Source organism: Candidatus Kuenenia sp. (assembly GCF_027493735.1).
GTDB lineage: Bacteria > Planctomycetota > Brocadiia > Brocadiales > Brocadiaceae > Kuenenia > Kuenenia stuttgartiensis_A.
In genome coordinates, this window is sequence record NZ_JAOSKF010000005.1 from 14,606 (window position 1) to 40,401 (window position 25,796).

General features: G+C 38.7%; 24 protein-coding genes and 1 pseudogene. 1 reads left to right on the forward strand and 24 read right to left on the reverse strand.

Going from position 1 to position 25,796, the window contains the following annotated elements; genetic code table 11:
• Positions 1–68: 68 nt before the first annotated feature.
• The 15 genes from M5U24_RS03930 to M5U24_RS04000 form a co-directional block, all read right to left on the reverse strand.
• Entirely contained in the window at positions 69–446 is a 378-nt protein-coding gene (locus M5U24_RS03930) for a hypothetical protein (protein WP_298201638.1), read from the reverse strand.
• A 230-nt stretch (positions 447–676) separates the two neighbouring features.
• Positions 677–2,038, reverse strand: coding sequence for a sigma-54 dependent transcriptional regulator (locus tag M5U24_RS03935; protein WP_099325401.1), 1,362 nt, complete (start codon positions 2,036–2,038; stop codon positions 677–679).
• Positions 2,025–2,846 (reverse strand): ATP-binding protein, encoded by an 822-nt coding sequence (locus tag M5U24_RS03940; RefSeq protein WP_169704098.1) that lies wholly within the window; start codon positions 2,844–2,846, stop codon positions 2,025–2,027. Before M5U24_RS03940 ends, M5U24_RS03935 begins: the two co-directional genes overlap by 14 nt.
• Positions 2,847–2,925: 79 nt before the next feature.
• The gene (locus M5U24_RS03945; protein ID WP_099325399.1) at positions 2,926–3,132 is read right to left on the reverse strand and encodes a cold shock domain-containing protein; all 207 of its coding nucleotides are present in this window, start codon (positions 3,130–3,132) and stop codon (positions 2,926–2,928) included.
• A gap of 200 nt (positions 3,133–3,332) precedes the next feature.
• Positions 3,333–5,450 carry a polyribonucleotide nucleotidyltransferase gene (pnp, locus tag M5U24_RS03950; RefSeq protein WP_099325398.1) on the reverse strand — a complete coding sequence of 706 codons (2,118 nt, stop codon included), beginning with the start codon at positions 5,448–5,450 and terminating at the stop codon, positions 3,333–3,335.
• Between the two features lie 117 nt (positions 5,451–5,567).
• On the reverse strand, positions 5,568–5,834 hold the full coding sequence (gene rpsO / locus M5U24_RS03955) for a 30S ribosomal protein S15 (RefSeq protein ID WP_099325397.1): 267 nt from the start codon (positions 5,832–5,834) through the stop codon (positions 5,568–5,570).
• A gap of 274 nt (positions 5,835–6,108) precedes the next feature.
• Positions 6,109–6,879, reverse strand: coding sequence for a tetratricopeptide repeat protein (locus M5U24_RS03960; RefSeq protein ID WP_298201690.1), 771 nt, complete (start codon positions 6,877–6,879; stop codon positions 6,109–6,111).
• Positions 6,880–6,928: 49 nt separating this feature from the next.
• The gene (locus M5U24_RS03965) at positions 6,929–8,266 is read right to left on the reverse strand and encodes a hypothetical protein (RefSeq protein WP_298201641.1); all 1,338 of its coding nucleotides are present in this window, start codon (positions 8,264–8,266) and stop codon (positions 6,929–6,931) included.
• Between the two features lie 375 nt (positions 8,267–8,641).
• Complete coding sequence (locus M5U24_RS03970) at positions 8,642–9,019, reverse strand: GxxExxY protein (RefSeq protein WP_164995650.1); 378 nt, start codon at positions 9,017–9,019, stop codon at positions 8,642–8,644.
• An 82-nt stretch (positions 9,020–9,101) separates the two neighbouring features.
• A complete protein-coding gene (locus M5U24_RS03975; RefSeq protein ID WP_298201643.1) occupies positions 9,102–9,494 on the reverse strand; it encodes a PDDEXK nuclease domain-containing protein in 393 nt (130 codons plus the stop codon).
• Positions 9,491–10,120 (reverse strand): DUF1016 N-terminal domain-containing protein, encoded by a 630-nt coding sequence (locus M5U24_RS03980; RefSeq protein ID WP_197705169.1) that lies wholly within the window; start codon positions 10,118–10,120, stop codon positions 9,491–9,493. Before M5U24_RS03980 ends, M5U24_RS03975 begins: the two co-directional genes overlap by 4 nt.
• Positions 10,121–10,134: 14 nt before the next feature.
• Positions 10,135–10,407 carry a hypothetical protein gene (locus M5U24_RS03985; RefSeq protein WP_099325395.1) on the reverse strand — a complete coding sequence of 91 codons (273 nt, stop codon included), beginning with the start codon at positions 10,405–10,407 and terminating at the stop codon, positions 10,135–10,137.
• 165 nt (positions 10,408–10,572) lie between these two features.
• Positions 10,573–10,908 (reverse strand): PD-(D/E)XK motif protein, encoded by a 336-nt coding sequence (locus M5U24_RS03990; RefSeq protein WP_157820536.1) that lies wholly within the window; start codon positions 10,906–10,908, stop codon positions 10,573–10,575.
• Between the two features lie 17 nt (positions 10,909–10,925).
• Positions 10,926–12,002 (reverse strand): DNA/RNA helicase domain-containing protein, encoded by a 1,077-nt coding sequence (locus tag M5U24_RS03995; protein WP_298201645.1) that lies wholly within the window; start codon positions 12,000–12,002, stop codon positions 10,926–10,928.
• 165 nt (positions 12,003–12,167) lie between these two features.
• Positions 12,168–12,368 (reverse strand): hypothetical protein, encoded by a 201-nt coding sequence (locus M5U24_RS04000; protein WP_164994266.1) that lies wholly within the window; start codon positions 12,366–12,368, stop codon positions 12,168–12,170.
• Between the two features lie 69 nt (positions 12,369–12,437).
• On the opposite strand from M5U24_RS04000, the gene M5U24_RS04005 reads away from it, so the two are divergent.
• Positions 12,438–12,692, forward strand: a complete 255-nt coding sequence (locus M5U24_RS04005) for a hypothetical protein (protein WP_164995651.1) — start codon at positions 12,438–12,440, stop codon at positions 12,690–12,692.
• Between the two features lie 376 nt (positions 12,693–13,068).
• Here the strand turns inward: M5U24_RS04005 and M5U24_RS04010 are convergent, their stop codons facing one another.
• The 9 genes and pseudogenes from M5U24_RS04010 to M5U24_RS04050 form a co-directional block, all read right to left on the reverse strand.
• Entirely contained in the window at positions 13,069–13,620 is a 552-nt protein-coding gene (locus tag M5U24_RS04010; protein ID WP_164995652.1) for a DUF3800 domain-containing protein, read from the reverse strand.
• A gap of 308 nt (positions 13,621–13,928) precedes the next feature.
• Positions 13,929–15,809 (reverse strand): DUF1998 domain-containing protein, encoded by a 1,881-nt coding sequence (locus M5U24_RS04015; protein WP_164995653.1) that lies wholly within the window; start codon positions 15,807–15,809, stop codon positions 13,929–13,931.
• 2 nt (positions 15,810–15,811) lie between these two features.
• Entirely contained in the window at positions 15,812–19,177 is a 3,366-nt protein-coding gene (locus M5U24_RS04020; RefSeq protein ID WP_169704095.1) for a helicase-related protein, read from the reverse strand.
• Complete coding sequence (locus M5U24_RS04025; protein ID WP_298201648.1) at positions 19,174–20,493, reverse strand: ATP-binding domain-containing protein; 1,320 nt, start codon at positions 20,491–20,493, stop codon at positions 19,174–19,176. The genes M5U24_RS04020 and M5U24_RS04025 overlap by 4 nt, the downstream gene beginning before the upstream one ends.
• A 425-nt stretch (positions 20,494–20,918) precedes the next feature.
• Complete coding sequence (locus M5U24_RS04030) at positions 20,919–23,435, reverse strand: DrmE family protein (RefSeq protein ID WP_164995656.1); 2,517 nt, start codon at positions 23,433–23,435, stop codon at positions 20,919–20,921.
• Positions 23,436–23,490: 55 nt separating this feature from the next.
• On the reverse strand, positions 23,491–24,741 hold the full coding sequence (dcm, locus tag M5U24_RS04035; protein WP_164995657.1) for a DNA (cytosine-5-)-methyltransferase: 1,251 nt from the start codon (positions 24,739–24,741) through the stop codon (positions 23,491–23,493).
• Positions 24,738–25,154: a DNA mismatch endonuclease Vsr gene (gene vsr / locus M5U24_RS04040; protein ID WP_298201653.1), complete on the reverse strand. Its 417-nt coding sequence runs from the start codon at positions 25,152–25,154 to the stop codon at positions 24,738–24,740. The genes dcm and vsr overlap by 4 nt, the downstream gene beginning before the upstream one ends.
• Before the next feature lie 111 nt (positions 25,155–25,265).
• A pseudogene (locus tag M5U24_RS04045) lies at positions 25,266–25,481 on the reverse strand (UPF0175 family protein); the annotation flags it as partial.
• Between the two features lie 21 nt (positions 25,482–25,502).
• Positions 25,503–25,724 carry a hypothetical protein gene (locus M5U24_RS04050; RefSeq protein WP_164995659.1) on the reverse strand — a complete coding sequence of 74 codons (222 nt, stop codon included), beginning with the start codon at positions 25,722–25,724 and terminating at the stop codon, positions 25,503–25,505.
• Positions 25,725–25,796: the final 72 nt, after the last annotated feature.

Sequence of the window (25,796 nt, forward strand, 5' to 3'; positions counted from 1 at the left end):
ATATTACCATTCAATAATGATTGCTGATTATATAACACTGAATATGAAAGTCAAGTAATATTTCGTTCTTATTTTTTTATCACGAAAAAGGTCAGTGCCATTACTTGAAAAACAATGGCTAGTAATAGATAGGAATGAACATCTCCGTTACGGTGAAGGTAGGCAAAAATGAGGGAGCCAAATACAAAGCACTGTATTACAGAGGCCAGGATTGGCAGCCAGGAGGCGGGTTCATAGGTAAGAGTGCGGTTAATATTCTTTACTTCGCGTAATATAGATTCCATGATATAGTCATTTTCTTCATATTTTTCTTCCGTTTTTGTTTGTCCGGCAAGGCAAGCGCCGCAGATTACCGTTCCGCCTTCCTGATACAATGCATTTCCTGATTCAATATCAATTTTTGAAAGACTTCTTTTGCAATTGGCGCATACTCTGATTTCTAACATAGGGGATTAATTATTCGAAAGGTTTTCATATTTTGTAACAATTTAGTTTTTTGAAAAAGACTCAAGTGTTACCTAAACTGGCATAGCCAGCATTCCTCAGTCTGCAATCTGCCGATTGTAGATTGCCGACTGCAGAAGGGACAATTAAATATTTTGCCAAAAAGCACGCACTGACGAATGGAAGTGTGCAAAGAAGTTATCGATAAGGTACTGAATTGTTGTCATCTTTTTTATTTCAAGCGGTAAAGGTCTAGCTTTCTATAAAGAGTTCTCTCGCCAATCCCAAGCATTCTGGCGGCTTCTTCTCTATTGCCTCCCACACTGGCTAATGTGCATTTAATGAGTTCTATTTCTGCATCCTCCATAGTCATTCCCGCCATCAAACCATGGGAGACTGGCATCTCGTCGCTCTTTTTTTCGATATGATCGGGCAGGTCTTCTACATCTAAATATTTTTTTGTGGTAATAACTACCATGCTTTCTATGCAATTCTTTAGTTCTCTGATATTGCCCGGCCACTGGTATCTTAATAATATTTTTCTGGCTTCAGGGGTAATTTGCAAAATTTCCTTACTATATAATCTGGAAAATTCGCGAATGAATGCATCAAGGAGCAATGGAATATCTTCAAGCCGTTCGCGGAGAGGAGGCAGTTTGATGCGAATAACATTTAATCTGAAGTACAGGTCTTCCCTGAATTTTCCTTCTTTTATAAGATTTCCAAGTTCCTGATTCGTGGCAGCGATTAAGCGCACATCTACTTCAATGGACTCATTGCTGCCGATGCGCGTAATCATTCCGTCTTCTAACACACGCAACAGTTTCGCTTGTGCGGAAAGAGGCATGTCGCCTATTTCATCAAGAAAGAAAGTGCCGCGGTGTGCGTATTCAAACTTCCCCTTCCGCTGATACAACGCCCCGGTAAATGACCCTTTTTCATGTCCGAACAATTCGCTTTCCAGAATATTTTCCGGAATTGCGGCAGAATTAAGAATTACCAGAGGATTGTGTTTCCTCAGGCTGTTATTATGTATGGTTTTTGCTATCAATTCCTTCCCTGTGCCGCTTTCCCCGGTAATCAATACAGTGGCATTCGTTCCGGAAATCTGATTTACCATGGTCAATACCTTTTGCATACTGGCGCTGTTGCCAATAATTCCTGTAAGGCCATATTTTTCATCAAGCTGTTTCTGGAGCAATATGTTATTTCTTACCAGATTTTGTTTTTCAACGAGTTTATTAATTTCTGCGCGCAGATGGTTAATATTAATTGGTTTCAGAAGAAAGGTAGCGGCACCTTTTTGCATGGCATCAACGGCTGTTTCAACAGTGCCGTATCCTGTTATCAAAATAATTTCCGCTTCGGGTAATTTTTCCTTAGTCGCTTTAAGAATTTCCATGCCGCTGAAATCATGCATAATCAGGTCGGTAATTACGACATCTATCTCTTCTGTTTCAATAATCTTCAATCCCGCTTTGCCACTGGTAGCAACAATACATTTATATCCTACCTTTTGTATTGCTTCCGCCGTAGCATTCGCGTGTTCTTCGTTATCATCGATGATCAGAATTGTCGTATTATACTGAGACATTTTCGAGGTTTATGGGTAATTGTATGGTAAAATTTGTACCTTTGCCTTCCTGGCTTTGAACGCTAATTGTGCCTCTGTGTTCTTCTATAATTTTTTTCGTAGTAGGAAGCCCGAGTCCGGTCCCGGCAGTTTTTGTAGAATAGTACACCTGAAAAATTTTATTGAGCGAATCGTTGGAAATGCCATGGCCTGTATCGGTGATATCTATCTGTACCGACTTTTTTACTTTTGAGGTTCGAATCATAAGTTCCCCTCCGTGCTCCATAGCCTGCTGCGCGTTGATAATAACATTAAGAAAGGCTTGTTTTATAAGTTTACTGTCAATATAACATAAAGGCAAACCAGGATGATAGCTTTTAAGAACAACGACATTTTTTTGTTTAATTTCCGGTGTTGCAAAGTTGATTACTTCATCCAGAATTTCATTAACAGCACAGTATTCTAATTCCAGTTTTTGTCCTTTGGCAAACCGGAGAAAATCATTCAGGATTTCTTCTAATCTTAGTGCTTCTTTCTGGATAATCTCTATTTTTCTATAAACTTTCCGGGTGTCGTCTCCTGAAGCGCCAATGATATTTTGCAGGTCTTCTTTTAGGAGTTGTAGATGAATGTTTAGGGTGCTTAGCGGGTTTTTAATCTCATGGGCAAGTCCCCCTGCCAACGTTCCGGCAAACGCCAATCGTTCAGAATCAATCGTGCGTTTTTCCAGTTCTTTTGTTTTACGGATTATTCCCCTGTTATAATAGTAATATGCTAACGGAACTACGATTATTACAGATGCAATAGCGCCGATCAGATATTGAATCACTTTTTTATTAAAAAAAAGAGCCAGGAAGATGGCTGAATGTGCTTCCTCCCGGCTCGTTAAATGATATTTTATATATTTTTTAAGAAGCTACGCGATTAACTTTTTGGGCTTGCAGGCCTTTCGCTCCTTCGACGACTTCAAATTCTACCTTTTCTCCGTCTTCGAGTGTTTTGAATCCGTCACCGCCAATATTGGAATAGTGAACAAAGACGTCTCCTCCGCCATCTTGCTCGATAAAACCAAAACCCTTTTTTGCATCAAACCACTTGACTTTGCCAATCGCCATTATCTCATTCTCCTTATATTTAATACTTACCACTTTAAAAAAACGAACAAACTTAGCAACATTTTTCTTTACCGTACGATTCTACATCCTCCTAAAAAGATAAAAAAGATATAAAATAGATATATTATTTGTTTACAGAATCTCTAATACGTCCTCCTTTTTGAAATTTTCTCAAATATTATACCCAATTATAGTTAATTTTAATTCTTAGGAGTAAGGGGTTGTTCGCTTTCCTTTAAAGCAGCTTTCCTGCTTAATTTGACTCTCTTCTGGTCATCTATGCCGATTACTTTTATCATTATTTCCTGGCCTACCTCCACAACATCACCCGCCTTTTCAACATATTCGTAAGAAAGCTCGGAAATATGTACCAAGCCATCGTGCCCGGGAATTATCTCAACAAACGCCCCATATTCTTTTATTGATAAAACTTTTCCCTTATACGTTTTTCCAACCTCAACTTCCTTCGTCATATTTTCAATCCATGTTTTTGCTTTTTCTGCCGATTCACCAAGGGTTGCGGAAATGATTACCGTTCCATCATCTTCAATTTCAATTTTTGCCCCGGTTTCTTCCTGTATTTTCTTTATGTTTTTTCCGCCAGGGCCAATAATCATTCCGATTTTTTCCGGGTTAATTTTAATCTGTACAATTTTTGGCGCGTATACAGAAATTTTTTCTCTCGGTTTTTCAATGACTTTTTCCAGTTCCTGAAGAATATGAAGCCTGCCCTCCCTGGCTTGCGCCAGTGCATCACGCATTATTTTCTCAGTAATTCCAGCAATTTTTATATCCATTTGCAAAGCAGTTACGCCCTGCGCGGTGCCTGCAACCTTAAAATCCATATCTCCCAGGTGATCTTCGGTCCCTAATATGTCAGATAAAATACATACACTGTTCTCTTCTTTCACCAAACCCATAGCAATGCCGGCTACAGGAGCTTTTATAGGCACACCGGCATCCATTAAAGCAAGCGTCCCGCCGCAAACTGATGCCATCGAAGAAGACCCGTTAGATTCGGTTATATCAGACACCACACGGGTTGTGTAAGGGAATTTGTTCGGTGGTGGAAGGACTTCTGCCAGTGCCCGCTCCGCCAATGCGCCATGCCCGATTTCTCTCCTGCCAGGACCTCGCAACGGCTTTGTTTCACCAACACAAAAAGGCGGAAAATTGTAATCCAGCATAAATTTCTTTGAATATTCATCTTCAAGTCCGTCCACTTTTTGTTCGTCCGATGTGGTACCTAGGGTTACCACAACAATTGCCTGTGTTTCTCCCCTTGTAAACAAAGCAGAGCCATGTACTCTGGGGAGAATGCCAACCTCACAGGTAATAGGTCTTATATCCTTCAATCCGCGGGAATCGGGTCGCAATCCTTTAGACACTATTTGTTCCCGGACTACAATTGTTTCAACTGTCTCAAATATTGCTTTAATTTCTTTTGGTGTAGGTGCATTTTCGACGCCTTCTACACAGTATTCATTAATTATGGCCGCAAGTATTTCATCAAGCGCTTCTTTTCGGTATCCTTTTCCAGGAGTCAGATTCTTTTCTACAATAGCGGTATAATATTTTTGTTTAACTTCTTCCATGAGTTCTTTATTCATCATGGAAGGAGCAACAATTTGCTTTTCTTTTCCGCATTTTTCAATAAGTTCGTGTTGAAGAGTTATGATTTCTTTTATAGCCGCATGTCCAAACATAATGGCATCCACCATCTGTTCTTCGGGAATTTCCTTTGCAGACGCCTCAACCATCATAACGGCATCCTCTGTCCCGGAGACAACAATATCCATGCTGCTTTGTGCCAACTCGGCATGTGTGGGGTTGATAATAAATTTCCCTTCAATTTGCCCAACTCTTACCGAGCCGGTAGGTTTGCTAAAGGGAATGCTTGAAATGGATAATGCGGCGGAAGCGCCCACCATCGCAAGTATATCAGGATCATTTTCCTTATCGGCGGAAAGCACTATTGACATAACCTGCACTTCGCGGAAGTACGTATCTGGGAAGAGTGGTCTGATAGGGCGGTCTATTAACCGCATAGTGAGGATTTCTTTTTGAGAAGGTCTTCCTTCTCTCTTGAAAAAACCGCCAGGAAATTTCCCGGCAGCATATGTCTTTTCCCGGTAATCTACGGTAAGTGGAAGAAAATCTACGTTTCCCTTTTCTTCTGATGCAGAAACCGCTGTAACTAATACGATAGTTTCGCCATATTGCACTAATACGGCGCCATCGGCCTGCCTTGCGACCCGGCCTGTTTCTATGCTAAGCGCTCTATTGCCGATCAACTTCTCCACTTTAAATTGTGCCATTTTGACCTCTCAATCTATGTTCTTTAAATTTTCCATTGACCAGCAAAGGAATGGTTAGTTTTAATTGTCTTATGCATTGGTGTGGGTATGTATATTGATTCCTCCATGAATTTAGATTTATTTGCGTAAACCTAGTTTATTTATTAGTTTTTTGTATCTTTCGCGGTCTGTTCTTGATAAATAATTAAGTAACGCTGAACGATTGCCGACCATCTGCAACAATCCTCTTCTCGATGCGTTATCTTTCTTATGCACCTTCAGATGGCCCGTTAAATGATTGATTCGTCCCGTGAGCAAAGCTATCTGCACTTCTGAAGAACCTGTATCATTTTCATGAATTTTAAGATCATTAATAATTTTCTGTTTTGCTTCTTTACTTATCATCGAAACACCAAATCCTTTAAAAATACCCACATTGCCCTATGTGTAAATACCTATTAACTTATCGCTAAAACAAACAATATAAAGGCAAAGTATAGCAAAGACCTTCCGTTCTTTGCAACAAAAAAAATGGGGTATCCCATTGTGGTTTTAGTGTGTATGATATGACAATCTGCGGTTTCACTCCCTTTTAACCAGCCTAAGCACGAAAACAGTCCTCAGTCTGCAATCCCCAATCTGCAATTTGCCGATTGCCGACTGTAGATTGCCGACTTTCTTACGGGGTTAATTCCCTGATAACCTTCCTCATTTCCTCCGCCTGTTTGTGCTGTGGATTTATACGTAATGACTCTTTTATGTGAAAAAGGGCTTTGGCAGTATCGTGAAAATGGTCTTTATAAACAACTCCAAGACTGAGATGAACATCGGCATTGCCGGGGTCCAGCTTGTAAGCTTCCAAAAGTTTATTATACGCATCTTCCACCTGGCCCTTTTTGAAGTAGATTACCGCCATATTATAGTGCGCCAGCGCGAAGTTGCTTCTGATTTTTAATGCCTTTTCTAATTCAGAAAGGGCTTCTTCATACCTTCCCGTGTCAATATAAACGCTTCCGAGATTATTATGCGCATCCGCATAATAGGGGTTTGTTTTAAGCGCCGCCACATATTCATTAATCGCCATGTCGGGCATGCCTTTTCTTTTATAAAGGAGTCCCAGATTGTTATGCGCTTCCGGGTATTGATCTCTCAGCCGAACGGCAAATTGCAGTTCCTCAATCGCCTTGTCCTGCATTCCCTTCAGAGAATACGCTGCGCCGAGATTGCTGTGCGCCTTTGGATGTGTCGGCATTGCCTGTATAGAGCCTTCAAACGCCTGAATTGCCTTATCGATTAAACCATTATTGTAATAAAAATATCCAAGGCCATTGTAAATCCTGTAACTCTTTGGCGAACGGCGTATCGTTTCCGTGCTGAAGGTAAATTCATTAAGCCAGATCCCGTTTCTCTGTATTGTCCCCCACATCAGCAAAAAACAAATTATCACCACAAATGACAAAAAATAATGCCTTCTTCTGTAAAAACATTGAAAGCCTTTGTTAAATGCCAGCCCGAAACAGGGTAAATCCTATGCGGGATATAAAATATCTTTCCGCCATATATTCAGCAGAGGGGAGTAGGGGCAACACGTACAAAAGGGAGGGCGGGGGGGGCGCGAAGGAAATTATTAAGCCAGATCCGTTTCTCTGTATTGTCCCCCACATCTGCAAAAAACAAATTATCACAACAAATGACAAAAAATAATGCCTTCTTCTGTAAAAACATTGAAAGCCTTTGTTAAATGCCAGTCCCGCAAACAGGGTAAATCCTATGCCCGGGATATAAAGATATCTTTCCGCCATTATATTCAGCAGAGGGGCTATGTTAAGCACGGGCAACATCGTTACAAAAAACCAGGTGAAAGCAAAAACCCACTTCCCGGAAAAACAATTTTTTTTCACCAGTACCATAGTGCAGCAGATTACTATAAGAGAAATAATAAACGCCCCATCGAAGACAGAATATGCAACAGGAACAACATAATCCGCATTTAAGGGCATGGGAATGAAGAAAAGTTTAAGGTAATACCCAACTACCTTCGTCATCATAAGGGCGTTTATAAAGATGCTTTTTTCAGGATAAAATATCACTTCTCCCGGATTTTTAAATACCTTGAATCGCAAAAACAAATATATGCCACTAATAATAATGTATCCAATATAGTGGGTAACAAAACGGCCACTGAGAAAATAAACGCTGCGCGGAAGCATACCGGCACACTGGCGGCTGACAATCTCTTTTCTTTTAAAAATAAAATCGTGGGCAAATGCAAGGAGGGGAAAGGTAATTGCCATTTCCTTTGATAATAACGCAAAGAAATAGGCAATCAGGGATACCACATAAAAGGCAGAAAGATTCCTGACGCATGCCGTTTTATCTGAAGATTTGAGAAAAAAAATAAACGCAATCAACAAAAAGGTCGCAGATAAAAGATCCTCCCGATAACTTATTGCGTTTACTGCCTCAGAAAATACCGGATGTATGGAAAACATCAGGCAAGAGATCAAAGAGACTATACGATTCCCAAAAAGCCGATGCGCCAGAAAATACAATAAAACCACATTGACGGTGTGGATAATGTTATTGACGAAGTGGTATCCGGCAGGCCTTAGCCCCCAGAGGGCATAGTCGATAAAATACGAAAGGGTAACAATGGGGCGGTACGTCAGTTCATTAGATACAGCGGCATATTTCTTGCTAAAAAGTGCGGTAATATAACGCCATTCACGAATAAAGTGATTGTTAGTTATCGTTAGGTAATCGTCATAAACAAACGTATTTGCCAAGGAATTGAGATAGACGATAAGAGGGGTGGCAACGATTATCGCAAATAACAAAATATGATATTTTCTGTTTAACATCTTCAAATGTATATTAATTTCAGCTTAAGTTCACAAAAATCAGCTCACAGGGTAACTGTTTTCATTTTTCATTTAGCAGTAATTTCTTTGCACTTTTTGGCAAAATATTTAATGTTGAAATACGAATATTTAATTTTTTAATCTGTACTACTATCCATCAACTTCTTGTTTTTAATGCTCGTTTTCCATAATGCATAACCGTAAGGCATTGATTAGGTGAGGCTTACATAAAGTTTTGAGCATTGGGTTTTTTGTCATTTGAAATTGTTTCATATTTCGATATTCATATTTAGAATTTGGTTGCCGCCAAAGGCTGCGCCAGGTATTCCGTGGTTGCCTTTAAGCGGAAATTTATTTTACAATACGTTCTATGGTTGCTTTTGGATAGTGTCCAAAGTTGACCAGTAAACCAACATTCATCACTGTTGCCTTTAAATAGTTGTGCAATTGAGCACGGTGTTCATCACATATCTCTTTCACCGCCTTTATCTCAACAATAACTTTATCAAAACAGATGAAATCCGGCTTGTAGGTTTGCTTCAGTGTTTCATTTTTATAAAACAATCGCAGATCTTGCTGGACAACAAATGGAATATTTCGGATTTGAAGTTCTTTTTCCATGCATTCCTGATATACAGCCTCCAGAAAACCGCATCCCATTTCACGGTAAACATCAAATACCGCTCCCCGAATGGCATACGTCTCATCTTCTAATAATATTTTCCCCATCTGTTTTTCCTTTCTTCCGTAAAAAGAATTTTAACCACGGAACACCTAGCGCGGCCTTTGGCCGCAACCAAAAAGGTGATTTTTAGTTTATTATAAAGTATAGTAGTATCCTCAAATAATTCACATACATTTGCATTTGACCCAAATCCTGATGTTTTAAGTCACCAATTTCGAGGTCAATTATAGTGTAACAGCGCAGAAGTCGGTTGTAAAAAACCAGATCTACATAAAAATGACGATTCTCGAAGGAGAAGCGTTTCTGGCAGGACTCGAACAGGAACCCCTTACCCAATTCCAGGAGAAAATACTCTATTTTGTCGATAAGAGCTGTTTCCAGATCATGCTCACTGAATGCTTTGCATTCTTCCAATCCCGTAAACTCTAAAATGTAAGGATTTTTGATCACATCCGCCGGTTTTTCGAGGAGTTGTCCATGTGTGGATAATCTTCTCACCTCCTCTTTGTCACGACTCAAAGCAAGCCGATCATAAAGAGCCGAGTTAATCTGACGTTCCAGTTCACGATATCCCCAGCCGTTTTTTCTGCGGCTTCAATTTCATAAAACCGCCTTTCTTCACTATTTTTAACCGTGAGAAGCGTGACATAATGCGTCCAGCCAAGCACAAAGCGAGCTGACAGTTTTGCCGTGATTTCCTGCAGGCATGCCCTTGTTTCTTGAGATTGGTCAGGCGCTGCCTGCCGAATCTTTTGGGTATCGACATTCAGAGATTGCGCAAACACAGTCTGTGTAATTTTTCCCCAGTTGTTTGTATCGATAGAAGATTGGTCAGGCGGTGCCCGACCAATCTCTTTGTAGGTTTCGTAAAACAGCCTGAACTGCTTCAAATTAGTTAGTGAAACACCTTTCAGCCCAGCCTGTTTGAGCTCCGCAGAAAGGCATTGAAGAAGTTTCTTGCCATACAGTTCCGCCCGCTCTGCACCGCCATTTTCAAACTCCACGATATACCAGCCAAAGAGCCAGTTGCGAATTACTAAAGCAATATCAACCGAACGGGCCGCCTGTTTCTGTAGTTCACTCTGTGTCTGCGCAAATAGCACAACCAGTTTTTCGAATCCAAATCCGTGTTTATCTGTATTCATCTGTGGTTCTTTCCCTAAATCGATCGGACATCAGTACATGGAGATAGGATCTTAAATATCCGCTCCAGATTGATCTTTACACTGTCGCTGCCGTATGAGCTATCGCGGAATACCGCACGCAGGGGTTTGCGTTTTGCCAGGCGTTTCACCAGCTCTTCGGTAATGCCGTTATCAAAACAGGTCGTCAGCACATTATCGTCCACAAAAAACACGGTTTTACCCTCAATCGTTTCTTTCACCGCCGGCAGGGTCTGTTCAATGTCCCGATCGATAAATACCTGAAACAACAAGTCTTCCGGCCTGCGGTCTTCCTGGCAAAATAGGGACAGAAATGTTATCTGCTTACTTTTCCAAATCTCCAGAAATGGTCGCTGTCCCTATTTTACTGCAAATATCTCTCTCCTCAATTCCCGGAAAGTCATTTTCTACTTTGCAGAATACATCCTGCCGAATTAAATATCCGGTGTGTTCGTAAAGATGTCAGAACTTAAATATTCTGAAACAGAATCAACAATTTGATTTAATATTTCGCCCGATTGTTGTCTTGCTTCCAATGAAAGATGATAGAGAAAATGATTTCCCATATCACGTGTGTCAAGTTGTCTTTCGCTGCTTATGTGAACTTTCTGATGATTGTTTTGATGAGTTGTTTTTATCTCAACGCTCCATGTTCCTGACTGCAAATCCCTGATTTGTTTTTCTGGGCCAACCCAAGAATTAAGAATGTTTAGAAAGTCAGAATTGGCGTGAAGAAACTTTCTAAGTATAGCCTTGTCCGCTTCATTCAAGAAAATAGAAATTACTGCTAAAGAGTTTTGATACCGATACTTTTTAGATAGTTGAAAGTTTTGTCGTAGTATTCTGGCTTTCTGGTATGGTCTTCAACATTTCCTTCCGGGAGAACGATTACCATTCCTTGTCGAGCTCTGGTTAACAATACTCTGTAAGCATTAATCAAATATCTTTTTCTTTCTTCCTTGTGAATGTTTTGCCATTTATTACCAACAAAAGAAAAAGTTCCCCATCCGCTTTCAGAATATCTTAAATCACCGTCCCAAGTAACACAAGCCCAATCCAACTCCAAGCCCTGAACATGAAATTCCGTTGCAACATCTTCCAAATAATAGGAAGAACGAACATCATCTTTACCCTCTAAAAACCAGTTTACAGGATTCATTGGGGATTTAACATCAATTGCAAGGGGCTTTAATCTTTGGGCTTGGGAGGATACTACTATTCCGTATCGTTCGGTTCCTCTTGATTTTTGTTTCAACCATTTCTTTGCTTTTGCTAAATCTCTTGTTAACATAATTGGATAATTTTCTGAGATAGATGATAGCGTTTCTTTTACTTCATCTACGTTTAAGTCCAAAAGTGATTTTACAAAAAAAGAAACTTTATCTGCCCTGAAAGACCGCATTGAAACAGAGAGATGTAAATCTTTATTATATTTTGTAACCCCTCTTTCTTGAAGTTTACTAATAGATTCGATTGCCGCATATTCACTATCAGTTAGGTTTGGTGAAATACAAACTTCCCAGTCAGTAAATTTACTGTAAATGGCATTTAACCATTCTGATATTCCTGCCTCTCCAGTATTTATTTCCTGCCCACCTCCAACTAAACAAACGATAACAGCCCAATCTTTATGTCTATCAAGGCAAGAAATGAGAAACTCTGGCTCTGAATAATTAAAATTACTCTGATTCTTTTTTTGCCTCATGAATTTAACGGTCTGATCTTTATTCCATGCCCTTTGTGCTTCATCAAAAATCGCAACATGATCATAAGTAGTACGGAATACACTGACATTTATTTTACAATACATCCTCATATAGCATACGATTCTTCTTCCAATAATATTTTCCCATCCTTTTCCCAATATTTTTCTTCCGTGTATTCCGTGTATTCCGTGGTTACCCCTTTTTCTTTATCTTTTCGGTATCTGGCATTCAGAAATTGCTCAGACGCAGTCTACGTAATTTTTCCTCAGTTGATTGTATCAATAGAAGATTTGTCCGACAGTGCCGGACCAATGTTTTGATATTTATGGTAGAAAGAACGGTATAGTTTCAAGCGTGTGGTAGAAGTGCCTTTGATTTTCAATGGCTTGAGCCGAAAAGAGCCAGTTGCGAACTACTAAAGCAATATCAACCGAGCGGGCTGCCTGTTTCTGCAACTCACTCTGTGTCTGCGCAAACAGCACAACAAGTTTTTCGAATCCAAATCCGTGTTTATCTGTATTCATCTGTGGTTCTTTCCCTAAATCGTTCGCCCTTCAGTACCTGGAGATCAGAGCTTAAAGATATGCTCCACATTGATCTTTACACTGTTGCTGCCGTATGAGCTATCGCGGAATACCGCACGCAGGGGTTTGCGTTTTGCCAGGCGTTTCACCAGCTCTTCGGTAATGCCGTTATCAAAAACAGGCCGTCAGCACATTATCATCCACAAAGAACATGGTTTTACCCTCAATCGTTTCTTTCACCACCGGCAGGGTCAGTTCAATGCCCCAATCGAGAAACACCTGGAACAACAAGTCTTCCGGCCTGCGGTCTTCCTGACAAAATAGGGGCAGAAATGTTATCTACTTACTTTTCCAAATCTCCAGAAATGGTCGCTGTCCCTATTTTGCCGTCCCTATTTTGCCATTTTGCCATTATTTTTGGTGGATACGCTTCGCTTAATCCACCCTACCAACTATTGTTTCTAAACAAATATTTCTTGACAAATAAAGGAAATAAAATGAAAATTGCAAAAAGAGCGGTAAGACCGCTGTGGGTTGTCCATGGTATTCCCTTCCGGAGGTTGGCAAAGCTATGGCGAAACAAGCTCACAGGGCGCGCTCTTTTTTATTTTTCAGGCAAATAGATCGTATCATATCTCACATTTCCCTTGAATACGCTGAACCATTCGTAGTCTTTCTTTTCATATTTCCTGAATATTCCCTAGGAAAACGTATCAACCGCCTGCAATCCCATATTTTCGTGCGATGTCCAGTGATATATATCGAGCGGAATCCGTAGGTCAATGCGCCCCTTGATGTGGCGAATGATATATTCGTTGAACTCGCGGATCTCTTTCTTGCTTTTACTCTTGTCTATTATCACTTCTATCCGCGTGGTGGCATTATTAACCGGAATCCGCTCAAGCGCGTTTCGTGCGATAAAATTGTAAACTCTGTCTTTCTGTTTTGCGAGGCTGTCGTAAACACGCCGCTTGTTCAGGGTAAGTGAGTATATGTCAAACGGAACAGTGGAAACCTGCCGGTAGAAATAGTTCTTTACCCCTATCGAGTCCTTAGCACCCTTCATTTCAGATTGACCATTTGGTAGCTTCCTCTTAATGGTTTTTTTCACGGCATTAATCAGTCGCCTGTTATTCTCTATTCCGCACACAGTCAGGATAGTTACGGTAAAGAATTCCGATGGCTTCTTCGCAAAGAAATCGAACCCCAGGTCTCCGCTTTCGTCATTGCGAACCTGCTCAAGGTTCGTCATTCGACAAGGTATCAGAGTGTCAGAGGGGTGCATTCCCGATTTTTTGTAAAAAAGCAATTAGGGGGGGAATAGTAACTCAAGCTTCCAGCTTGAGTTACAAATATCACAAGCAGGATGCTTGTGATACAGTACCAGTCTGCCGACAGGCTGGTGTAAAGAGTTACAAAAAATCTGGAATGCAGCCTATCAGATATCAGAGAGTGTTAGTATCAGAAACAGATAAGTTTTCTATTCGGAAGACTAGGCCCATAGGACAGACAATCTTCCCCTCTTGCAAGACAAAACAGATGTCTTGTCCCATTTTGTCTTTAAATTACAACGTTAAAATACCCTATTGAAGGATTGTCCAAATCTCCAATTAACATTGCTCTGTCAAGCAGCATGTTTGATTCTTCGCAACAAGTTTCTGGTAATAATGCACAGTTGTGACAAGCTGCAAAGTTGCATGAGTTAGGACCCTGTCCGTGGCTGTCTATACAGATCGGGTCGCTTGAACACCACCTTGCATTTTCAACTGCGTTGTAAACTATTGTTTCAAGATTTCCTGGCTTTCCTTGTCGTACCAGTCCGCCCATAGAACCTTCTGAATCACCAGATGCAGTATAAATCAAAATTCCGTTCATTGTTTCTGATTCCGATTCAAGATTACAATAAATTCTTTCCCTCAATGCAGAACTTCCGTAGCCACATTCATAACTGAACTGATTTATTACTAAATGAGCAAAGGTGTGGATTAAAACAAATTGAGGAGTAATATTTCTTCCTTCTTGCCCTCTTTTCTGTCTTTCTGAAGTGTAATTATTTGAAAGCTTAGCGATTCTTTCAATTATTTCTGGTTTTAATGACCATTCTTTCAAACGTTTCTCATTAAATTCAAAAAAAACCCCTTCGCCTCTTACCACAATTGCCGGAAGCCATGAGATACTCTTGCCAAGTTTTATAAAATCCTTTCGCGCTTCTAAACTTTTGCCATCGTCAGGAATCCATCTTGAAAAACCTACAAATGCCCTTGTTTCCCTCAACTTATGAAGTAAACCTATACTTGTAAAACCTTTACTGATTGCACCGCCGGTTTCCGTATCAGCATAAATGTTGGCCATATTTTTAGTAACACAGAAATCCTGATTTTCTCCACCTGCTTCTGAAAGAATTGCATCATACTCCATTTTTCTATAGTTCTCTTCTGAATCATCAGTGATAGAGTTGCTCACACCTGTTAATCTTTTTGTAGCTGCTTCAAGTAACTTGTCTGTATAGTAATCAATTTTATCTTCTGAAAAATTTCTTTCAGCAACTAATTCAAAAGTAACTCGCTGAAATTTTCCGTTCTCCATGCGTCTTGTGAGAAATCCCCAATTTTTTTCCAATACTTCAATTAATCTTCCGTCAACTGATTTTTCCCATTGAGGTAAATAAATTGAACTGCGAATCTGTGAGAAGTATACATTAGATGCACCTTTTTGAACTACTACTAAATGTTGTACGCAATGTTGCGCGTTATTCCTTTCTGCTTCTTCACCCAACCAGGGTCTATCTCCTGAACAATCAACCCCGATCTTATGTAATGCTGCTTCGTTGAACGCTCCCGCCATTGTTTTATGTGTACCACAACCGCAAGTGATTTCTATACCTGACAATGACCCGGAACTTCTGCCTGCTCTTAGTCTTAATTGATGATTTCCTTCTGTTGGTGTTGCGCCGTGAACCCATTCCATGAATGGGAAATCCTGTATGTGCCCGTCTGGACAAATAGCAATAAAACGAACAGGAATTAATCTTTGACGTTTGTTGGGAGCAATACTTGAACAAGACCTTCCAGAACCAAAGGAAACACCTGAACAAGTTGGTTTTTGAGAATGAAAGATTGAAACATTTTCCATGTGTCCGCAGCGTGTGCAGTAATGCCACTTTGGAAATCTTACAAATGGAATTTTTAAAGAAGGATTTGTAACGCCATGTCCCGGATCTCTGAAATCAGGTGGCAGCCTGAAGTCTCTTACACCTAATCTCTTTGCTAACCGTTCTTCTATTACTTTGAATTCTTCAAGGTCAGAAAGGGTTCTGAATTTTTCTTCCCACAAATCAAGTCCGGCAACCATCAATGATTCATCCTTTGGGAAATTAATCATTTGCCCAACACCCCAGGGGGAAATAAGCTGTGACCTTCTAATTGGTTTTTTTGCTGGCATTGTTAGTTGTCAATGTTTATGTAGTCAGTTATTACGATTGCATCACAAGTTGAATCAACATTTCTCATTGATGTTGGTGTTGGCCATGCCCTTGCTTTAATATCTTCTGACGGATTTGTCCCGGCCGGGTACATCAACGGAATGTTTGTTATTTGCCCGAATGAGCCATAAATCAACGGCAATTCATTTTTCCAATCCTTCAATTTTTTTTCAATCAGTACAAGTGTTTTTTCATACTCAACATCATCAATCAAATTCACTCTGTCAAAAATTATCTGTTTCACTCTCTCTATTGTTTCACTTGCAGGAAAAGGTTTTGGAGAATTTCTGCTTTGCTCTGAATAAAATCGTATTAATCCAATTAAGATTGCATGTAATGCTCTTTCTCTGGCCGGTGCTGAAAAGGGTGTTACACTTGTTGGTTCAACCTTGCTGTAAATTTTTGAATGGTATTCCTGAAAGTGTTCAAAATGGGAACGGTCTCTTGGCTTGGAACAATTGTAAATTGTAAAAACAAGTCCGGGTCCTTTCTTAGAACGGCCAACACGGCTCGTTGCCTGAATATACTCAGATGTTGTTTTTGGTTGCCCGACAACGGTCATTAAACCTAGTCTTGGAATATCAACGCCAACCGAGATCATATTTGTTGCAAGGCAAACATCAACCGGATATTCTGATTTATCACCTGTCCATGATCTGGAAAGTTGTTCAAGGTATTCAGGAATATCGGTGCTGTTAATACGGCTTGTCAGTTCAATATCCCTGTTGATAAACCTTCTTTCATCTCCCTTGATCGCCTTTCGGATCCAAATTGAATTCATGTATTCACGGATGTCTGCACGAATCAGTGTTGCCGCATGACCTAATTCACGGATGCTATTGAAGTAAGTCAATGCTGTCCAATAAGGGTCTCGTTCCTTTTCGTCTGCTACAGATATAGATTTGACTGCTTGAAGTAATGCTGATAAAACTCTAACCTGTGCTGTTGCATGAGAAGGCAATGCAGATGCAAATATGCCCACATACAATCTGCCTGTGCTAGCATTGTCCTCGTATGCAAAGAATGAATCACCAGCACTTAAACATTGAGCCGGAAAAATATTTACGTTCTGAGTTCCCCTGCCGTAAAGGGAATTTATTTGTTCTTTTGCCCTGCTGATTGTTGCTGTTGACGCAATAATTTTTGGCTTTACATTATTTGCTGTACAGAGTTCCTCAATCATTGTTTCATACAATCCAACCATTGAACCTAATGGCCCCGAAATCAGATGTAACTCATCCTGAATAATTAGCTCTGGTGGTGATAATCTTTCCCTATTATCTCTAAAACCAAAAAGCGTTCTCGCTTCAGGCCTCCATGTGAGCATTGCAAACTTATCAACTGTTCCAATTAACAAAGTAGGGGGATTATCATAAATGTCTTGGTCAATAACAAACAAGGGTAAAGTGAAATCAGTTCTTGAAAAATCACATTCCGAATTGTCACATTGGTAGATGATAGTTTCTGTTGTTCCAACTTTTCTTCTTTTGTAACCCTTTACTTTATTTCTCCTTTCATCTTTCAGATAACCCATTTGAGAGCCGCACCAGGGACATTTCAAAACAATAAAGGGATTATCTTCTTCTCTGCCTTGTTCCATTTTTTTAAATATTTTTCTTGCATCATCACGATGAGTCGGTGTTAAACTTTCTCCCACCCAAAGCCCGATTGAAATTCTTGCCGTTCCCAACTCTTCTTCATTTTCTTTTCTGATTTTATCACAGGCACAGATTAAAGATGCCGCTCTCTGAAACTGTTGTGCTGTCAGCAAACGCAGTGTGTATCGCATTATTACTGTTGTGCCTGCATCGTTTTTATCCTTTAATCTTTTCAGGAAAATTGTAAATGCCGATAAGCCTAAATATGCTTCTGTTTTTCCTCCACCAGCAGGAAACCAAATCAAGTCAACCATTTCTCTGTCGGGGTGGTTTGCATCTAGCATAGAATTCAGATTCATGAGAATAAATGCAAGTTGAAAAGGTCTCCAGGAACCAAGGCCGGCTTTCCATGTTGTGCTATCATTTATATCTGGAATCATTGCATTTTTCAGTCCGGTTATGTTTCCATTTTCAATTATCCAGTTTCGTGTTTCAATACTGTAATGAAGTTGCTGAAGCAACATTGCCCGATTCATCAACCTGAAAGCCCGATTGACTTTCTCATTTGACTTTAGTAATTCGACACCATCTTTTATTCTGGAGAAACATGAGCGGCAGATTTCTATGTGCCTGAAAGCAGTTTCCAAAAGTTCTCCAGATAGTTCTTTTTTTGCAGTAACTTCCTGTTCATTTATCCAAGCCTCATATTCAGAATTTAATCTCACCAAATTTTCTGTAATGTCTTTGTCTGACAAATCACTCAGGTCAAACATTTTCAGCGGAACATTTTCCAATTCTCTCGGAACAATCGGTTTAATTTCATAACCAGGAAGAACTTCTGTAACAATTGAGTTTGCAAATTCAGTTTCGCTATCATCCCATTTTGGCGAACAGCCATGACCTACTGCAAAAGTCTTTTTCTTGCCGAAGAGCAAGTGATTTGATTTTTCATCTTCCTTGTCGGTTTTTGATGCTGCTACCTTGTAAGGAGAAAAACACCTTTCGTTTGCACTTACTGAAAATGAAACCTGGAAAAAACATTTTTCATTTTTGATATTTTCTGTTCCACCTGTATTTAAGTTTATCAAAGTGAAAGTAAGCAGGTGAATATCTTTTCCTGAACTTTCTCCGTGTGTTCTGTTTCTGATATTGAGTTTCAGATTTATTTCCTTGCCGTCTTTGTTAAGCAAAAATTTGTCAAAGCATCTTCCTGACTGTAATGGAATTTCACTTGCCACCAAAGTCAATTCTTGGTCTAACGGAATTCGGTAATATGCCTTATCTCGAGTAACAGTTGTTCCATCTTCTTTTGTGTAGGAATACTCTTTGCTTTCGTAAACAGCAACATTCACTTTTACCCTGAAACCGTCTTTCGGAATTTTGGAAAAGCAACTGAAACCCATTGCTGACGGAAGAAAACTGTTTGCCAATCCTATTTCTTCCTCAAAGTCCTCACTCACATCAACCGGTGCTTTGCTGTCTTCAGTTTTTACGGGGTCATCAGTTTCTTTTTTATCCTCTTCAACCTTTTCCATAATCTTTTCTTCATCAGCAGAAGTTGAATCTACTTTTTCAAATGTTGCTGCTCTCGGGAATAAAATTCCTGTACCATACCTTAACCGTGGCGGCTCGTTGATGAGGATTTCTTCTCCGCTCTCCTGTATATGCGGCGTTACGGGGTCAGGACCGATAAGTTCACGTCTAATGAATTTCAGAATATCTTCTCTCATGTTAATTTTAGTTTGTTTTTTAGAATTTTTTTATATTGACTTCTCATTGATTCTGCAATCAGAAGTATCAAACCATATCTTGCCCTGCTCATACCTACATATAATAATGATTTCGCAGTTTCACTAGCTAATTCTTCAATGTCTGTAATCAAAACATAGTTACTCTCCATTCCCTTGTATGCTTGCACTGTTGCAAAGCCAAAGAAATATTGAGTGGTAGAAATTTCGTTTGTATATTTTATTTCCGCAATTGTAACGTCTGAAACAAGACCAGCACAAGAGTTTTCAAATCTTTTTGGCGAAAGAATTATAAGTTCATTCAGAGGCAGTCCGCTGTCAGAAAGTTTTCTTAATTGTTCTTCCAACAGTTGTATTTGATGTGTCTGGTCGTTGTAGAAAGCATATTCAACAGGAATTCCTTCCAGATATTCAAGTAAAAAAGGTGGCTTTTCAAATCCTGAAAGCAAAGAAGTTTCTTCACCAATTTGCTTTGTGTTCCGGCAATTTATTTTCAGAAGAAATTTTGTTGGTTGTACAATCTTGTTTATCAGAGCAAACATTTCTTCTTTGGAAAGTTGGGCATATATTGCCTGCCGTTCAAAATCACCATAAATTTCCCAAAAACCATTTGCCAAACCTTCATTCAGCACTGAATCAAACAAACTTAAATATTCTTCTCTGATTAAATCCTGACCTTCATCAATAATCAATTTGTCAAACTTCTTGTTGATTCCTTTTAGGTAAATATCTCTTAGCAAAAGAGGGAGATACTTTGAATAAAAATCTTGCTTGTTTGATTGTGTCTGGTCGTAATTAAATCCTTTTGATTGTTCGAATAAGAAGCTGTGCAAACTTGAAACCGTAATTTGGTCTTTGTATTCTTCAAGTTGCTTTTGCATCCATTCACCTATCAAACGATTATAACAAGTCAGGAAAACTGTTTTGCCTTCATGTGCTGCCCGCACAGATGATTCCATTGCAATCATTGTCTTGCCTGTTCCTGCACTGCCTTGCGTAATGCTTCTTTCATTAAATTGGATGTGGTCAAGAACTCTGTATTGTTCCGCTGTGTAGGATTTGACCTGTTTGTTAAATTCTTCCAATCTTTCTTTAACTGTTCTTAATCTTTCAAAATCACCTCTTAAAAAATCACATAGAAGTAACAAATCATTTGCATCGGGCAATGAATCTTTTTCAGAAAACCATTTTTGACCTTTGTGTTTTTGTATGAACTTCTGAACTAAATTATGAAAGAAACTTTCTATACAGTTTTGGATTGTATCTTTATCAAGAATCTGCCAGTATTCAAATTCCACACTGTGCTTGTCAAAACTTATGTGTGGAAAAGCACAAAGAAAGCCAAGCAATATTTTAGTGAATTTGTGGCCTCTGCCAAATTCCTTTTCAATAGCTGTACGCAACGAAAACATTGCCTCTCTTGCCTGATTAAACGGGCCAACATTGCTTGTGCAAGTCTTATTGAACCTGTCTGTGAACTGCCATACTCCCCCAACACATCTTACAGCTCCTCCTTTTACTTCCATTACATAAATACCCCCACCCGGAATGAGAATAAGAAAATCTATTTCACCATAAAGTCGCTTTGTGTGTTGAGAAAGGTTAAGGGAATGTAAAACAATCCAATCCTTTGTAAATGAACTGTTCTTAAAAATGTCATACAACATTTTTTCACCCGTGCTTTTGCAGTTCTTGTCAATGTATGGTGGTAAAAGTTTCGCCACTAAATGAAATCCTTTTGTATTAGGCGGTGAACATATCTTTTATCAATTTCTTCAGATTCTTTTCTCAATTCGCATATCTTCAATATTTCTACTCTGCCCAAGCCCTGAATTTCAATTGATGTATTTATAATGGAGGTGTTGGCAATGGCCATCAGTTTGCTTTTTATTTTATCTCTGACAATTGTTGCTGCCCGAAACCTTAAACTTGTCATTTGGTTTATTGCCTCTCTGACCTTTGAAACATTATTATAGAGTAATTCCGAAGTGGTCAACACTGCAATACTAAGCAAATCATCATTGCTGTCAGGACCTATGAGATTGTCGTCCTGCAACCAATTTCTGATTGTCACCTCATGCTTTTTGCATTCATACTTTTTCAAATCTTCCACTAACCTTTTGAAGTTGTTGCCGATTGAAGCATTGTATTCTCTCAAAAGATTTTTCCATAAGTCAATCCACTTTTTAATTTTCGCTAATTCATCCGGTTTTGTGTTCCTCTGTACTAATTCAACCAAAACATCTCTGTCGGTATTGATGAATGCTATTACATCGCCTGTTTGAAGTGCTTCATACTTTTTGCTGTAAATGTTTGGGTTTTGTTTGGCGGAATCAATCAGTTCGTTTATCACAATGAACTTGTGTGATTCAGTGGCATAAATGAAAGTGCTGTTTTCAAAATCAATTCGTTTTGCTTCACAACTTTCAGCAATATCTCCTTTTGCCGCGTATTTTGAGTACTGAGTATTGTCAAGTTTCAATTCAAACGCAACAATGTCAAATGAGCTTTCAGAAGTTGTTTCACCAATTTCAGCACCTGAATACAAATCATCAAACCCTTTTGATTTTTTTAATTCACCTTCTAAACGAATGCCTTTGCTATTTATCGTTGCCCTTATATTTTCACTGTCTTTCCTGTTTCTTCTTTGCAACGAATTGTAATACTTGTCTTCAAATTGGTAGAACAAAACCGTGAGTTCTGAAAAAAGAAACGAGGAAAGAATTCTATTGATGTTGTTGGCTTTTGCCCAACCTGTTAAAATTGCTTTGATTGGGCTGTTTGAAAGCAAATTGTCGTTTACATTAGCAACTGATATTACCTGCGGTCTATGTGTATAGGCAGATGTATTAAGAAAGTTGTTTAGTGCTTTAGATTCATCTTCTGTTGGGCATATGATGAAATCATAGCGGTCTGCGTTCATTAACTCTTTCAACCTTGCACACTTTTCAGAAGGTGTTGATGAAAACTTTTCAACAACAGATTTGAGAAGAGAAATACTTTCTTGAATCGGTTTGTTTGAATCTCCTAACCATAAGCTGCATTTTGAAAAATGCGTTTCAATGTTGTTTAACTTCTGAATGTAATTTGAAATCTCAGATTCATTTGGAACATGGCAGATTCTTGAAAGCAAATTTGAAAGTTGAATCAACATACCTTTGAGAATATTCAGATTCTCGTCTGAATCATCCTTGGGAAGTGAGTGAAGTATTTGCGAAACAGATTCAAGTTCTGTATTGCTGCAAACGTCTCTTTCAAACTTAAACACAACATAGTTTAGGAGTTTCTTTTCAAATATCTCAAACGGTGATTGATTGCCTGAATTTTTAATTGTAATATTTTCTTTCGTGAAATTGAAAAACTCAAAGCCAAAATTTTTAATGTCTTCAAAAGTTTCAATTTCCGAAAGATCAGTAACAAGAATAGTTGGAATGTTGAACTTTCTGTCTATATCTGAAAAGTCACTTCTAGAAGTTACAGTATTGAAACCATCAATAATAATATATGAAACCATATTAGATTGCGCTAAAGAGTGAATAAGACTGGAAAAATTATTTGAAATGAGAAGCGGATATTTCCCCTCTATATTACCATTTTCATCTATCTTGTCATATTTGAAATAATCAGAAATTATGGCTTGATTTATTAAAACATTAGCAATTGAATCATCAAAGGATTTAAACTTGCTTGTGAGGCAGAGGCACTTCTTTTGAAACAGTTTATTACCATCTGTCTTTATTTCCAATAGACTATCAATCGGCGAGATTGAACGTGAAGATATTGCTTTTCTCACTCTATCATATGAAGACAAGGCATTCCGACTTTTTGGTGCAGGTTGCAGTTTATAAATATCTTTTAAAGGAACACCGATCTCTTCCTCATTATTCTTGTTTGGTTTATGTTTGAAATAAATGAAATCGGACTCTGCTCTAGACCACTTAACAACTGCATCATTGTTAAGAATCATCAGATCCCCTTTTTTATATTTTTTATAAGCATTATAAATATCATCAGAATATTGAAGATAATCAGACTTAATTAAATCTAAAGCTACGGGAACAGAAAGCCATTGTGCTGCATGTTCCTTTGATGGGAATACAAGGCAAAGTTTGTTTGTTGTGTTGTGCTCAAAAAATTCAGAGATAAGTTGAAGTGAATCTTTCAGAGGCAGTGGCAACGGGTAGGTCTCATGCTTTCCTGTATAGGAATATTGCAGTTTCTGAATTAATTCTTGATTCATTATTATTCACTTCCCAAAAAGGAACAACCATTATGGGCTGCCTTTCATCCTGCATTCAACCATTAGGTAAAAGGTATTTTACTGCTGCTGCAATTTTTTCTGCCATAAGGGGAGGTACTGCATTCCCGATTTGTTTAAAGGCTGCTGTTCTGCTTTTTCCCTCTTTTACTCCCTCAAAATAATAATCGTCAGGAAATGACTGTAATCTGGCAGCTTCCCGAACCGAGATTGAACGATTTTGTTCTATATCAGGATGAATGTAATAGTGTCCGTCTTTGGCAATATGCGCTACAACTGTCTGTGAATAATTTACATTATCAGCTACGACCTTAAATCTGTCTAAGAAAGCGTTTCTGTTTTTATGGGTTTTAAGCCTTTCCGGAAGGTCATTATAATCAAGTCTTTCCTTGCTTCTTTTCCATTTTTCAACTGCAATTCTGTAAATTTCTTTATCCTGTTCTGTGTGTGGTCTTGTAATGTGTTGTGTCAAAACATCAAAACCATTTCTTATTTTTGCAAAACGCAAATAATCATTGATTCCATCAACATAATTACAATATTTATCTTTACCTTCTCCTGCGCTTAATTTAGGTAAGTCTTTAAAAATTTTACCGACTTCATATTCCTCGCTGCTTTGCTCTTTTATTCGGCCAAATGAAAAATTTAAATCTTTTTTCCATCCTATAATAATTACCCTTTTTCTATTTTGAAGGACGCCAAATTCTTTTGCTTCTACTTTAACGTGTTCAACTACATATCCCAATTTCCTGTAATCATCCTGAATATTTTTGAAATGTTTTCCTTTTTCTGCCGAAAGCAACCCTGTTACATTTTCAAAAACAAATAGCTTTGGGCTATATTTCTTTAGAAATTTTCCATACTGAATGTACAGGTAGTTTCTTGGATCATCCCGCATTCCGTTTCTATCTCTTGCCCGTCCTACTAAAGAATATGCCTGACAGGGAGGACCGCCTACTATCACATCTATATCTTTCCTGCCAATAAGTTTTTCTACTATCTGAAAAATCTTAGAGTTATTTTCGTCACTGATGGAAAGATTAATTACAGATTCTAAAATATGGGAAGGAACAATCGAATAAAGTTGCTCTCTGTTTATTTCGCCTTTAAGATATTTAATATAAATATCAAGTTTGTTATTTTCTTTGAGATAATGGAAGGAATGCCTCGTTTTTAAGGTAAAACATGCAGCGGGATCCACCTCAACAAATGCCACAGGTTCAAAACCGGCTCTTTTGAAACCTTCTGAGAAACCACCTGCTCCTGCAAATAAGTCGATATATCTCATTTTGTTAATCTCGTTGCTAACCGATTCAAGGTATTTTCCATATTCCCATGTTTTAATTTGCACTCAAACACCGTTAAGATTTTCCAGCCCAGCTTTTTTAATTTTCCAGAGTTTTCAGTATCTAGCTGCTTATTCCGGTTAATCTTCTCAAGCCACCATTTCCTGCGGGTTTTAGGTACTACGAAATATTTACAGCCGTCGTGACCGTGCCAGAAACAGCCATGAATAAATACAACCGTTTTATATTTCGGGAAAACAAGGTCTGGCTTGCCAGGTAACATTTTATCATGAAGTTTATATCGAAAGCCATTCCCAAAAAGGAATTTCCTGACAATGATTTCCGGCTTTGTGTCCTTGCCCCTGATCTTTGACATGTTATAACTTCTGGTTTTCTTGTTGTGAACGTCTGTCATGAATTTTTTCTGAATAATAAGCCATTTTCTTTAATTCCGCAACCAATAAGAAGATGTAGATACCCTATCTTACTCAATAAAATTAATGGCGATGTGTTAGCAACCCATCGTCTATTCATGGTATATTTCTTCTTTTATTTCTTCAATGGTATACTGAAACGGCGAAACTCCAAATTTCCCCGGTGAAAATATAAATTCAGCGCGCGTGAGACCCGATATTTCCGCAGCCTTTTCCTGCGATATTATTCCCATTTCATACCATTTAACTGCTGCCGCGAGTCTTAATTCGCTGGCAAACGCGGAAGGCTCCTTTCGGAGTGCCGAAAATGCCCCTTCTGGCCTTCAACGCTAGTCGTTCCTTTCCAATCCTATATCACTTTCCGCTAAGTATGAAAATTCAAAGCCGAGCATTTCCATCATTTCAAGTAAGGTTGCTTCTTCTAATTCCATAATTTCTGCAGCCTTTCTTAGACTTATTATGCGTGTACTCAATGCGCCTAAAACCAAGAGAAATCCTTCCTTTGTTTTTTCGTCATGGAAAAAAGGGACTTCATCAACTATTTTTAACATTGTATATCACCCCTCCTCATTGTTTTCTAAAACAATCAGTCATTCTCTTTATTCCCGGTTTATTTTGCGATT

Bases quoted from the DNA above. Each gene is read 5' to 3' on its own strand.
- dcm (WP_164995657.1), bottom strand. From the start codon at position 24,741: ATGAGATATATCGACTTATTTGCAGGAGCAGGTGGTTTCTCAGAAGGT.
- M5U24_RS04030 (WP_164995656.1), bottom strand. From the start codon at position 23,435: ATGAATCAAGAATTAATTCAGAAACTGCAATATTCCTATACAGGAAAG.
- M5U24_RS03935 (WP_099325401.1), bottom strand. From the start codon at position 2,038: ATGTCTCAGTATAATACGACAATTCTGATCATCGATGATAACGAAGAA.
- M5U24_RS04015 (WP_164995653.1), bottom strand. From the start codon at position 15,809: ATGCCAGCAAAAAAACCAATTAGAAGGTCACAGCTTATTTCCCCCTGG.
- M5U24_RS03945 (WP_099325399.1), bottom strand. From the start codon at position 3,132: ATGGCGATTGGCAAAGTCAAGTGGTTTGATGCAAAAAAGGGTTTTGGT.
- M5U24_RS04050 (WP_164995659.1), bottom strand. From the start codon at position 25,724: ATGTTAAAAATAGTTGATGAAGTCCCTTTTTTCCATGACGAAAAAACA.
- pnp (WP_099325398.1), bottom strand. From the start codon at position 5,450: ATGGCACAATTTAAAGTGGAGAAGTTGATCGGCAATAGAGCGCTTAGC.
- M5U24_RS04010 (WP_164995652.1), bottom strand. From the start codon at position 13,620: ATGACGAACCTTGAGCAGGTTCGCAATGACGAAAGCGGAGACCTGGGG.
- vsr (WP_298201653.1), bottom strand. From the start codon at position 25,154: ATGACAGACGTTCACAACAAGAAAACCAGAAGTTATAACATGTCAAAG.
- M5U24_RS04000 (WP_164994266.1), bottom strand. From the start codon at position 12,368: ATGAATACAGATAAACACGGATTTGGATTCGAAAAACTTGTTGTGCTG.
- M5U24_RS03980 (WP_197705169.1), bottom strand. From the start codon at position 10,120: ATGAATACAGATAAACACGGATTTGGATTCGAAAAACTGGTTGTGCTA.
- M5U24_RS04020 (WP_169704095.1), bottom strand. From the start codon at position 19,177: ATGAGAGAAGATATTCTGAAATTCATTAGACGTGAACTTATCGGTCCT.
- rpsO (WP_099325397.1), bottom strand. From the start codon at position 5,834: ATGATAAGTAAAGAAGCAAAACAGAAAATTATTAATGATCTTAAAATT.
- M5U24_RS03930 (WP_298201638.1), bottom strand. From the start codon at position 446: ATGTTAGAAATCAGAGTATGCGCCAATTGCAAAAGAAGTCTTTCAAAA.
- M5U24_RS03970 (WP_164995650.1), bottom strand. From the start codon at position 9,019: ATGGGGAAAATATTATTAGAAGATGAGACGTATGCCATTCGGGGAGCG.